The sequence below is a fragment of the Streptomyces sp. NPDC041970 genome (assembly GCF_055588985.1).
Map to the genome: position 1 here is coordinate 24,166 of NZ_JBVJCD010000052.1, position 12,176 is coordinate 36,341.

Here is a 12,176-nt window from a genome sequence, read left to right on the forward strand (position 1 = left end):
CGGCATGAAAAATAAGGCGCAATTACGCGGCGAATCCGCCAACGCCTATGTGTACCTGCTGACGACCATGGCGCTTTTCGGCAGCGCCTTCGCCAGCTCCAAATCGGTCGTCGGCCATATGCCGCACCAGGTCGCCGCCGTTCTCCGATTCGGTGGCGGCGCGCTCATCCTGCTTCTTCTGCTCCTTCTCATCGGACGGAAGTCACAGGGCGCCGCACTCACCGGGCGGCAGATCGTGCGGGCCGCGGCCGTGGGTCTCATCGGCGTTTTCGCCTACAACTTGTTCTTCTTCTGGGGGCTCTCCCTGGCCCCCTCGATCGACGGGAGCATTATCGTCCCGGTATTGAGTCCGGTCATCACCACGATCATTCTCCTGGTGATGGGGCGGGAAAAGGCGTCGGGCGCACGGCTCGGTGGTCTCGCCCTCGGGGTCGCCGGCGCCGTGGTGTTCTTCGTCGGCGCGGGAGGCGCCGGTGTGGACGCGGGCGGGTCCCGGCTGACCGGAGACCTCGTCTTCCTTCTCGGCGCGCTCTCCTGGGCCGTCTACAGCATCGCCTCGAAGAAGGTGCTGGCCGGTATGGACCCGCTGCGGGCGACGACCTTCGGCACCCTCGCCGGCGCCCTCGCCCTACTGGTTTTCGCCGTTCCGTCCCTGCCGGACGTGGAGTGGGCGACACTGTCGTCGGTGACGTGGGCGAACATCGCCTACCTCGCCATAGGCCCCACCGCCGTGGCCTACCTCTTCTACTACCGCGGGCTGCGCGTCGTCAGCCCGTCGACCGCGACCGTCATCATGTTCACGGTTCCGGTTTTCGGCGTGACCTGCGCTGTGGTCTTCCTCGGCGAGTCCTTCAGCGGACTCCAGTTGACCGGCGCCGTCGTCATGCTGGTCGGCGCCCTGCTCGCTGTGACGCAGGGCCGCCCCCGGCCGGGGACGGTGCGGCCCGCCGAGCCGGCCGCACCCGCACCACGTACGTCGTCCGATGGCCTGGAGTCCCTCAACAGAGGCTGATTCCCGCCATTCTCAGCAAGCGCACTGGACAGTTCGGCATCGCCTCCGGGGGGACGGCGACGCCCACGGTCCAGGACCCGCCCAGGGCCCCACCCCGGCCCCGGGCGGGCGCTCGTCTCCTCACCCCCACGTGCGCCCAGTGACGTGCGCACGGCCATCGTGCTCATCCTTTCGGGAATGCAAGATCGGGGTCTCAACTTCATGTCCGAAGTCGAGTTCAGGGTGCTCGGCCCGCTGGAGCTCAAGGTGAGCGGGCGGTCAGTGCCCCTGCGAGGAATGAAACATCAGATCGTGCTCGGGTCACTACTGACCGCAGAGAGCCGACGCATATCCATCGCACGTCTCGTCGACGCCGTATGGGGGACCGCGCCCCCGAGCACGGCGGGCAAACAGATCCGCAACGCGGTGTCCGACCTGCGCAACATAGTCGCGCCCAGTGGCGCCCTGATCACTCCCGCCGCCGACGGATACCAGCTCGACATCGGCGAAGCCAGGTTCGATCTCCGGGAATTCCACCGCCACCTGGCGCAGGCCCGGTCCCATCTCGGCCACCAGCGCCAACGGGACGCCATCGCCGAGTTCCGCGCGGCGCTCTCCCTGTGGACCGGCCCGATGCTTTCCGGAATCGAGAGCGCCGCCCTCCAGGCCCAGGTCGCCGGGGTGAACGAGATGCGACTCTCCGTCGCGGAGGAGTGCATCGACCTCGAACTCTCCCGCAACGAACACAAGAGCCTCGTCAGCGAACTCGCCGCCTGGGTGGCCGAATATCCGCTGCGCGAGCGCATGGTCGCCCAGTACGTCCTCGCCCTGTACCGCTCCGGGGCCCGGTCCCGCGCCTTCACCGTGTACGAGCAGACCAGGCGCCGGCTGGCCGAGTCGCTCGGCCTGAGCCCCGGCCCCGAACTGCTCGACGTGCACCAGCTCATGCTCCGCGAGGACGCCGACTGGTCTTCGCCCGCCCTCCCGACGCAGCCGGCCGCGTCCCCCGCACCGGACAGCCTGCCGCCCGACATCGGGCACTTCGTCGGCCGGGCCGCGGAGGTGGCGGCCCTCCTCGCCGACGGGGCGCGCCCCGGACCGCGGCGCGTGCTGTCCGTCGACGGCATGGGCGGCGTCGGCAAGACCGCGCTCGCGGTGCACGTCGCCCACCGGCTCGCCGACCGGTACCCGGACGGCCGGATCTTCCTCGACCTGCGGGGCCACCACGGCGACCGCGCGCCCCTCGGCCGCCAGGCGGCCCTGCGCCGCCTGCTCGCCCTCTCCGGCCTGCCGGAGGACGAGCTGCCCGTCTCCCTGGAGGCCCTGGTGCAGCTCTGGCGCGCCCGCACCACCGGGCGGCGCGTCCTGGTCGTCCTGGACAACGCCGCCGACACCGAGCAGATCGGGCCCCTGCTCCCGGCGGGGGAGGGCTGTCTGACGCTGACCACCAGCCGACGCCGGCTGACCATGACCGCCCTGAACCCCGCCCTGGTCCTGTCCCTGGACCCCATGCCCCGGCAGGAGGCGTACGCGCTGTTCTGCCTGGTGCTCGGCAACCGGCACCCCAAGCCCGTGCCCGACGCCGTCAACGGCGTCCTGGAGCACTGCGGCGACCTGCCGCTGGCGGTCTCCGCCGCCGCCGCGCGGCTGCGCCGGCGGCCCTCCTGGCCGCTGTGGCACCTGGCCGAGCGGCTCGCCGATCCCGCGCTGCGGCTCGCGGAGCTGCAGACGGAGCACGGCGGCCTCACCGCCTGCTTCGACGCGTCGTACCGCCATCTGAACGCCGGACAGCAGCGGCTGCTGCGCAGGCTCGGCACGATCGAGGGGGACCGCACCGACGTCGGGGCCGCCTCCGCGCTGGCGGGTCTGCCGCCCTTCGTCGCCGAGCAGATGCTCGAGGAGCTGGTCGACGAGCACCTCCTGCTCCAGCCGGAGCCCGGCCGGTACGCGATTCACCCGCTGGTGAAGACGTACTGCGCTCAGGTGCCCGACCCGGACGGCGCCGCCGGCGCACGGCCGTCGCCGAGCGACGCGCCGGCCTCCGCGGGCGTGCCCGCGCGCCCGCTGGCCGCCTGACCGCCCCGCCCCACCCCTTCCCGCTTCCCTTCCCTCTGCGTCCTCACGGAGCTTCGCCATGACCGGAAACACTGTCGCGGACTTCTTCCTCGCGCTCTCACTCGCCCTGGGCGCCGCCCGGATATTCGGGGCGCTCGCCCGCCGGGTGGGCCAACCCGCCGTGGTCGGCGAGATATGCGCCGGCCTGCTCGCCAGCCCGATGATCATCACCCAGGCGGGTGCGGACGCCGTGCTGCCCACCGAGGTGAGACCCCTCCTGGGGGCCCTGGCCAGCGTGGGCCTGGCCGTCTTCATGTTCATCATCGGCTACGAGATCGACGGGGGCTTCCTCCGCGACCGCCGCAAGGCCACGCTGGGCGTGGTCATCGGGTCCGTGGCGGTCCCGTTGGCCGCGGGCGCCGCGCTGGCGGTCCCGCTGGCCGACACCTACGCCCCCGGCAACCGGACCGCGTTCGTCCTCTTCGTCGGGGTGGCCATGTCGGTCACCGCCTTCCCCGTCCTCGCCCGCATCCTCGCGGACCGGGACCTGACCCGGCACCCCATCGGCGCCCTCACCCTGGCCGCCGCGGCCGTCGGCGACCTGGTCGCCTGGATCTGCCTGGCCGGCGTCGTCGCGTACGCCGGGGCCGCCGGGCAGTGGCGGATGGCGCTGCTGCCGCTCTACCTGCTCCTCATGCTCCTGCTGGTGCGGCCCCTGCTGGGCGCGCTCGTCGAGCGGGCCCGCAAGCGGCGGCTGACGGCCGAACGGCTCGTGCCCGCCCTGGTCGTGGGGCTCATGCTGTCCTGCGCGGTCACGGAGTGGATCGGGGTCCACTTCATCTTCGGCGCGTTCGCCTTCGGCGCGGTCATGCCCCGCAACGCCCTCGGCGAGATGCGGACGCAGATCATGCGCCACATGGAGCAGGTGGGACACGTCCTGCTCCCCCTGTACTTCGTGGTCGCCGGCGCCAAGGTCGACCTGTCCGCCTTCACCGTGACGGCCCTGCTCACCCTGGTCGCCGTCACCGCGGTCGCCGTGGTCTCCAAGGCCGGCGGCGCCTACGCCGGCGCCAGGCTCTCCAAGCTGCCCCACACCACGGCCCTGCCGACCGCCGTGCTGATGAACACGCGGGGGCTCACCGAGATCGTCATCGTGGCCGTGGCCCTGGAGATGGGCCTCATCAACCAGGACTTCTATTCCATGATGGTCGTCATGGCGGTCGTGACGACGGCCATGACGGGGCCGCTGCTGAAACTCGTCGACATATCGCCCCGGCGTCCGCCGGTCCCCCGGCCGGACGAGCCCGCCGACCCGTCGGCCGCCCTGCCGGACAGCCCGGTGAAAACCGGCTGAGGCGGGCGTGAGGACCGGCCGGGGATGCATCGAGGACGCCTCCCCCTAGGTTTCGGACATCACCGGTCGAGACATTCGCACTCGCCGCTGACCGCACCGCCCCAGCAGTCGTCCAAGGGAGGCATGAAATGACCGAGGCCCCATCGGCGCCCCTCGCCATGTCACGGCTCAAGACCCCTGTCGGCCCAGGCCGTGAGGACCAGGAATGGTGGAACACCCAGCGCGGTTCCACCATGAACTTCCCGCGCTACGAGCGGTCCGGCCCCCGCCTCCCGCATGAGCTGACGGACCGCACCTGGCCCTCGAAGTCGCTGGTGAGGGCGCCGCTGTGGGCCTCGGTCGACCTGCGGGACGGCAACCAGGCGCTCAGCAGCCCGATGGACATCGAGCGCAAGAGCCGGATGTTCGACCTGCTCGTGCGCATGGGCTTCAAGGACATCGAGGTCGGATATCCGTCGGCCAGCGACGCGGATTTCTCCTTTCTCCGGACCCTCGTCGAGCAGGACCGCATTCCGGACGACGTGACGATATCCGTCTTCACGCCGGCCAAGCCCGAACTCATCGACCGGACCTTCGAGGCCATCGAGGGCGCGGACCGGGCCATGGTGCACCTGTGCAACGCGACCGCCTGCCTGTGGCGCGAGGTCGTCTTCGGAATGAGCGCGGAGGAAGTGCAGCACATGGCGCTCCGTTCGGCGGAGCACATCGTCCGCCGGGCCGAGAGCGTCAAGGGCACGCGCCTGCGTTTCGAGTACTCGCCCGAGACGTTCAACGTGACCGAGCCGGAATTCGTGCTCCAGGTGTCGAACACCATCACCGCGCTCTGGGACGCGAGCCCGGACCGCCCGGTGACGCTGAACCTGCCGACGACGGTGGAGACCGACTCGCCGAACGTCTTCGCCGACCAGGTCGAGTGGATGCACCGCAACCTGGACCGCCGCGACGCGGTCATCCTCTCCGTGCACCCGCACAACGACCGGGGCACCGCGGTGGCCTCCGCCGAACTGGCCGTCATGGCGGGCGCCGACCGCATCGAGGGCACGCTGTTCGGCAACGGCGAGCGCACCGGCAACGTCTGCCTCGCCACGCTGGCGCTCAACCTCTTCAGCCAGGGCCTCGACCCGCAGTTGGACTTCTCCGACATCGACGAGATCCGCCGCACGGTCGAGTTCGCCAACCAGCTCCCGGTGCACCCGCGCCACCCGTACGCCGGCGACCTGGTGTACACCGCCTTCTCCGGCACGCACCAGGACGCCATCGCCAAGGGCCTGGCCGCGATCGAGCGCCGGGCCGCCGAGGCGGGCACCGCCCCCGCCCGGGTGCCGTGGGACGTCCCGTACCTGCCCATCGACCCCAAGGACGTGGGCCGCTCCTACGAGTCGGTCGTCCGCGTCAACAGCCAGTCCGGCAAGGGCGGCGTGGCCCACGTCCTCAAGAGCGCCTACGGGCTGGACCTGCCCCGCGGGATGCGGGTGGAGCTGGGCCGGCAGGTGCAGCAGGTGGCCGACGGCGACGGCATCGAGCTGACCTCCCGGGAGCTGCGGGCCATCTTCGCGCAGATGTACCTCGACTTCGAGCGGCCCGCGCTGCTGCTCAAGGAGTTCCAGTCGACCCGCGAGGGGGACGGGGCCGCCGTCGACGCCCTGGTCGTCGACGGCGACGGCCGGCAGAAGCGGCTGACCGGCTCCGGGGCCGACCCGGCCGCCGCGTACGCCGACGCCCTCGCCACCACCGGACTCGCGGTGGAGATCACCGAGCTGACGGGGCACGCCCTCGACGACAGCCTCGGGTCCCGGCACGCCGCGTACGCGCGGATCGTCCTGGACGGCACGGCCCGCTACGGCGCCGCGATCGCCGGCGACGAGGACAGCGCCCGGCTGGGCGCCGTCACCTCCGCCGTCAACCGCGCCCTCGCCTGACCCCCCTTCCGACCGCCCCGCACCCCTGTGAGCCGAGAGATGGACTTCACCTTCGTCGAAAGCGAGAGGGACCCCGGCCGTGACTGCTTCGTGTACACGGCGCACAGCTTCCTCGACCGGTTGGGCATCGAGAACCTGCGCGGGCGCCATCCCCGCGACCGGTTCGGCCTGCCCCTCGCCCGGCAGGCCGAGGACGCCTTCGCCCCGCACACCGCGCACATGCTGGTCATGGTCGAGGGCGAGCTGGTCGCCGGCGCGGAACTCGTCGCCTACTCGCCCCTGGGACTGCCCCTGACCGAGTGGCCCGCGCTCCAGGGCGTCCTGCGGCAGAGCCGCCGGCTGGTGCAGTGCCGCAGGCCCGTGCTGCGCGCCGAGTTCGCCGAGGCGGCCCTGCCGGAGCTGCCGTTCGGCGCCTTCGGCGGCCTGTTCAAGGGCTGCCTCCAGTGGGCGGTCTCGCACGACGTGAGCGACGTCGTGGTGGAGATCGCCGACCGGCGGGCCGCGGACCGGCTGGCCGAGCTGGGCTTCGTCCCGGTCGAGGGCTCGGGCACGCCGGACGCGCCGCGCACGTACCGGCTGAACGTCAGCCGGCTGGTCGCCCGGGGCTTCCGGGCCGGCCACCCCTTCTACCGCTACCTGCTCGAGTACGACGAGAGCGTCCTGATCGGCAACTCGGCCGCAGCAGTCGCCTGACCGCCCGCGGGGCCCGCATCCCGGATGCCCCGGACACTGGAGAGGAACGGACCGAATGCCCCTCACAGGCAAGCGCCTGGCGCTGCCGGAAGACCTGCTCGTCCACCGGGTCTTCGAGGCCCACGCCCGGCGCCACCCCGACCGGACCGCCCTGACCTGCGACGGCGAGGAGGTCACCTTCGCCGAGCTGAACGAACGGGCCAACCGCTTCGCCCACCACCTCATCGCCCTGGGCGCGGGCCGCGGCTCCGTCATCGGCGTGTGCCTGGACCGTACGCCCGACCTGCTGGTCGCGATCCTCGGCACCCTCAAGTCCGGCGCCGCGTACGTGCCGCTGGACCCGACGTACCCCGCCGAGCGGCTGCGGCTCATGGTCGGGCAGTTGGAGGAGATCAAGCTCAACGTGGTGTCGGAGGAGACCCACGCCCTGATCGGCGGCGCGCCGGGCGACCTCGTCCGCATCGACCGGCTGGCCGGCGAGCTGGCCGCCCAGCCCGCCACCGACCCGGTGGTCGACCTCTCCAACGACGACCTGTGCTACGTCGTGTTCACCTCCGGCTCGACGGGCGCGCCCAAGGCCACCGCCGTACGCCACGAGGGCTGGTACAACCTGCTCGAATGGCTGCGCGTCGCCTACGGGCTGGACGCCGGGGCGAGCGGCCTGACGGTCAGCTCCTTCGGCTTCGACATCAGCCAGCGCGGCCTGATGGCCCCGCTGTTCTGCGGCGCCGCCCTCCACCTGCTGCCGAGCCGCTTCTTCGACCCGGCCGTCGCCTACCGCCTCATCGGCGCCCACGGCGTCCGGCAACTGCACTGCGCGCCGAGCACCCTGTACCTGCTGATCGAGCACGAGCGGGCGCTGGGGACCGACGCGCTGACACGGGTCGGCCACGTCTTCATCGGCGGGGAGCCGCTCACGGTGGCCCGCGTCGAGGAGTGGGCCACCCAGGAGGGCAACTCCTGCGTCCTGCTGCACCAGTACGGGGTGGCCGAGTGCACGGACGTGGCGACCTCCCACCCGCTCGCGGACTACCCCCGCTACCGCGGGGCGGCGACCCCGGTGGGGACGCCGGTGTACAACACCGAGATCCGCCTGCTCGACGACGAGCTGAACGAGGTGGCGGACGGCGAGACCGGCGAGATCTGCATCTCGGGGCTGAGCGTGAGCGCCGGCTACCTCAACGCCTCGCCCGCCGACACCCGGCGCTTCACGGAACTGGCCACCCCCGACGGCCCGGTGCGGATCTACCGCACGGGCGACCGCGGCTACACCACCCCCGACGGGGAGCTGGTCGTGGTCGGCCGGGTCGACGCCCAGGTCAAGATCCGCGGTATGCGGATGGACCTCGGCGACGTCGAGCACGGCGTCCGCTCCCACCCGCTCGTCGACGACGCGGTGGTCCTCGCCCTGCCGGACGCCTCCGGCGAACCGGGCCTGGTGGGCTTCGTCCTGCCCGCCGAGGACGCGCTCGACACCCGCGCCCTCTACCGCGACCTGTTGGACACCCTGCCCCGGAACATGGTCCCGCAGCGCTTCACCGTCCTGGACGCCTTCCCGCTGAACCCGAACGGCAAGACCGACCGCCGGGCCCTGGCCGCCCTGGTGCGCGGCTGACCCCGCGCCCGCCGCCGCGGGCGGCCCCGAAGACCCCTTCCCGATCCTGTCCACTGTGAGCGAAGGAACAGCATCCTCATGAGCATCGACCAGCAGCGCCCCACGCCGACCGCGCAGATCTCCAGCAACGCCGTCGTCCCCGACGACATCAAGGCGGACATCGAGCAGTTCAGCGTCGACGGCTTCACCGGCCCGATCAAGCTGTACGAGCCCGAGGAGGCCGCGGCGCTCATCCGCGAGATCCGCATCAACAACCAGGACTCCTCGCGCGCCCTGTACAAGAACAGCGTCAACTACGACCGGCACTTCGACATCCCCGAGCTGAGCCGGCACGTCACCCACCCGACGATCATCAAGTACCTGACGGCGATCCTCGGCCCGGACGTCCTGAACTGGCGCACCGAGTGGTTCCCGAAGTTCCCCGGCGCCAAGGCGACCGAGTGGCACCAGGTCCGCGACTACAGCTACGCCAACGGCAACCCGCAGCTCCTGCCGACCGAGTCGGAGTGGAACGCGTACATCGACATCACCGTCTGGACGACCTTCACGCCGGCCACCAAGGACACCGCCTGCATGAAGTTCGTCCGCGGCTCGCAGCGCGACTGGATCTTCGACGAGCACAAGTCCACCGAGGCCGGCCGCAGCTCGGACTACGACGTCGCCCACGCCAACACCGGCTTCTTCGGCTACGACTTCGCCGACTTCAAGATCGACCCCGACTGGGAGCCGCGTCCCGAGGACGTCGTCGAGCTGGAGATGAAGCCCGGCGAGGCCGTCATCTTCACCGCCTCCTGCGTGCACGGCTCCACCCCGAACACCACCGAGCGCGAGACCCGCTTCGCGATCGCCAGCCGCTACGTCCCCACGCACGTGCGGGTCTACCCGGACCAGGACTCCTTCAGCGCCCACGGCGCGACGTTCGACCTGTCGGAGTACGGCAGCGTCCTCGTGGCCGGTGAGAACCGCTACGACCACAACCGCATCCGGACCGAGAACAACCACGGCACGCCGTTCGGCTGGACCGCCAACTGACCCCGTCGCTCCCCCCTGCACCCGAAAGGAACACCGAACGTGATCGCTTCGAAGATCCACGCCATCTGGGCCCGTGAACTGAAGTTGGAGGAGTTCTCCGACACGGACGACTTCTTCAGCCTGGGCGGCCACTCGCTGATCATGGCCAGGATCCAGCGGGAGATCCTCTCCGAGCTCTCCGTCGAGGTCCCGATGGACCAGCTCTTCCGCAAGTCCACGGTCGCGGAGATCTCCGAGCACATCGAGTCGACGCTCTCGGCCGCCTGACCCCCGGCCCACCGCCGGACCGTACCGGCGAACGCCGGGGCCAGGGCCCGACGGCCCCGGCCCCGGCGTTCGCCGTCCCTCTCCCACCACTACAGGAAGACCCCTCAGTGCAGCTATCGAGTCGGGGCCGGCAGATGTCCCGCCTGTCGGGAATCCGCAGCATCATGGAGGACATCGCCGCGGCCGGCCGGGACGCGAGCGACGGCGAATGGCTCAACCTCAGTCCGGGCAACCCCTCGCACATCCCCGAGGTCGTCGCCGCCTGGCGCCGGCTCACCCAGGAGGCCCTGGACGACCGGTTCGTCGAGTCCAGCACCCGCTACGGCCCCTCGCGCGGCGCCACCGGCCTCGTGGACGCCGTCGTGGAGTACTTCAACCTCACCTACGGCTGGTCGATCGGGCCCGAGAACGTCGTCGTGGGGCCCGGCAGCCAGATGCTGTCGTACGTGGCGACCAGCCTGTTCACCGGCCCGGACGCGGACGGCGCGCAGCGGCCGCTGGTCCTGCCCCGCCTGCCCGACTACACCGGTTACCAGGGGCTGAGCCCGGACCCCGGCGGCATCGTCGGCGTCGAGCCCCTGATCGTCGAGGAGGGCCCGCACTCCTTCCGCTACGCCGTGGACACGGCGGCGCTGGCCCGGCAGAGCAGCATGGGCATGATGCTGCTCTCCAACCCCGCCAACCCGACCGGCAGCAGCGTCGAGGCCGCCGAACTGAAGGCGCTGGTCGCGACGGCCGAGGAGCGGGACGTACCGCTGGTGATCGACCACGCGTACGGGGAGCCCTTCCCCGGAGTCGTCCAGACCCGGCTCGCCCCCGTGCTGCACTCGCACGTGCTCAACCTCTTCACCCTGTCGAAGGCGGGGCTGCCCGGCGAGCGGATCGCCTTCGCGATCGGCCCGGCCGAGCTGATCGACCCGATGGTGTCGTTCATCGCGAACGCGACGCTGCACGCGCCGCAACTGCTCCAGGCCGTGGTCGAACGCGCGCTGGCCACCCAGGAGATCGACGTCCTCACCAAGCAGTACATCCGGCCGTACTACAAGGCCAAGCGGGCGATGGCCGAGGAGCTGCTGGCCGAGTCCATGCCGGACTCGCTCGACTGGCGGCTGCACTCCAGCGACGGCGGGATGTTCTGCTGGCTGGTCATCGACCACGACTGGTTCGACGACGTGGAGCTGTACGAGTACCTGAAGCGGCGGCGGATGTTCATCGTCCCCGGACGCCACTTCTTCGTCGAACCGCTGGACACGCCGTTCCTGAGCACGCACGGCAGACGCTGCATACGCCTGAGCCTGAGCTCCGACGAGTGGGCCGTCGCCGACGGCATCAACCGGCTCGGCGAGGCGCTCGAAGAACTGCGCGCGAGCGCACGGACAGAGGAGTGACGACCATGGGCAACTGGCTACGACGCTTCGCACCGGAGGGGCCCGTCCTCAGCCGGCTCGTCTGCCTGCCGCACGCGGGCGGCACCGCCGGCTCCTTCGGGAGCTGGGCGGGCCGGCTCCCGGCCGGGGTGGAGCTGATCGCCGTCCAGTATCCGGGGCGGCAGGACCGGCTGGACGAGGAGCCGATCCGGGACATGGCCGAGATGGCCGACCTGGTGGCGGAGGTGCTCCGGCCGCTGCTGGACGTGCCGATGGCCTTCTTCGGGCACAGCATGGGCTCGGGCCTGGCGTACGAGGTGGCCGGACGGCTGGAGCGCGAGGACGGCTTCACGGCCGAGCACGTCTTCGTCTCCGCGCGGCCCGCGCCGCACCGGATCGACGGGGAGCACCGGCACCGGCTGAACGACGACGACCTGGTCGCGGCGATGCGCCGGCTGGGCGGCCCGGACGCCGCGGTCTACGACCACCGGGAGCTGCTGCCGCTGATCCTGCCGCCGCTGCGGGCGGACCTGGCGCTGCTGGACCGCTACCGGCCCGAGCGGCTGACCCCGCTGCGCGCGCCCCTGTCGGTGTACGCCGGCGACGGCGACGACACGTGCCCCGTCGTGGAGCTGCCGCTGTGGGAGGCGGCCACCACCGCGGGCGCGCGGGTGCGGGTCTTCTCCGGCGGCCACCACTACCTGCGGGAGATCGAGGACGAGGTGCTGGACGCCGTCGGTACGGAGCTCCTCGCCGCGCGGCGCCGCCGGGAGGCCGCGGCCGCCTGACCCGGTCGCGGGGGGGGGGGGGGGGGGGGGGGGGGGGGGGGGGGGGGGGGGGGGGGGGGGGGGGGGGGGGGGGGGGGGGGGGGGGGGGGGGGGGA

The 12,176-nt window shown here is 71.7% G+C and carries 10 protein-coding genes; all 10 read left to right on the forward strand.

Annotated elements, in window-relative coordinates:
• The first annotated feature begins 4 nt into the window (after positions 1 to 4).
• The 10 genes from ACZ6EJ_RS22155 (at position 5) to ACZ6EJ_RS22200 (ending at position 12,081) form a co-directional block, all read left to right on the forward strand.
• Positions 5 to 1,012, forward strand: a complete 1,008-nt coding sequence (locus ACZ6EJ_RS22155) for a DMT family transporter (protein ID WP_469269392.1) — start codon at positions 5 to 7, stop codon at positions 1,010 to 1,012.
• A gap of 276 nt (positions 1,013 to 1,288) precedes the next feature.
• A complete protein-coding gene (locus ACZ6EJ_RS22160; protein WP_469269394.1) occupies positions 1,289 to 3,067 on the forward strand; it encodes an AfsR/SARP family transcriptional regulator in 1,779 nt (592 codons plus the stop codon).
• A gap of 58 nt (positions 3,068 to 3,125) precedes the next feature.
• Entirely contained in the window at positions 3,126 to 4,400 is a 1,275-nt protein-coding gene (locus tag ACZ6EJ_RS22165; RefSeq protein WP_469269396.1) for a cation:proton antiporter, read from the forward strand.
• A 128-nt stretch (positions 4,401 to 4,528) separates the two neighbouring features.
• Positions 4,529 to 6,319: a 2-isopropylmalate synthase gene (locus ACZ6EJ_RS22170; protein ID WP_469269398.1), complete on the forward strand. Its 1,791-nt coding sequence runs from the start codon at positions 4,529 to 4,531 to the stop codon at positions 6,317 to 6,319.
• A gap of 39 nt (positions 6,320 to 6,358) precedes the next feature.
• Positions 6,359 to 7,012, forward strand: a complete 654-nt coding sequence (locus ACZ6EJ_RS22175; RefSeq protein WP_469269400.1) for a hypothetical protein — start codon at positions 6,359 to 6,361, stop codon at positions 7,010 to 7,012.
• Between the two features lie 55 nt (positions 7,013 to 7,067).
• On the forward strand, positions 7,068 to 8,627 hold the full coding sequence (locus ACZ6EJ_RS22180) for an amino acid adenylation domain-containing protein (RefSeq protein WP_469269402.1): 1,560 nt from the start codon (positions 7,068 to 7,070) through the stop codon (positions 8,625 to 8,627).
• A gap of 78 nt (positions 8,628 to 8,705) precedes the next feature.
• Complete coding sequence (locus ACZ6EJ_RS22185; RefSeq protein ID WP_469269403.1) at positions 8,706 to 9,659, forward strand: chlorinating enzyme; 954 nt, start codon at positions 8,706 to 8,708, stop codon at positions 9,657 to 9,659.
• 39 nt (positions 9,660 to 9,698) lie between these two features.
• Positions 9,699 to 9,926 carry a phosphopantetheine-binding protein gene (locus tag ACZ6EJ_RS22190; protein ID WP_469269405.1) on the forward strand — a complete coding sequence of 76 codons (228 nt, stop codon included), beginning with the start codon at positions 9,699 to 9,701 and terminating at the stop codon, positions 9,924 to 9,926.
• A 164-nt stretch (positions 9,927 to 10,090) separates the two neighbouring features.
• A complete protein-coding gene (locus tag ACZ6EJ_RS22195; RefSeq protein WP_469269407.1) occupies positions 10,091 to 11,314 on the forward strand; it encodes an aminotransferase class I/II-fold pyridoxal phosphate-dependent enzyme in 1,224 nt (407 codons plus the stop codon).
• 5 nt (positions 11,315 to 11,319) lie between these two features.
• Positions 11,320 to 12,081, forward strand: a complete 762-nt coding sequence (locus ACZ6EJ_RS22200; RefSeq protein ID WP_469269409.1) for a thioesterase II family protein — start codon at positions 11,320 to 11,322, stop codon at positions 12,079 to 12,081.
• Positions 12,082 to 12,176 lie beyond the last annotated feature (95 nt).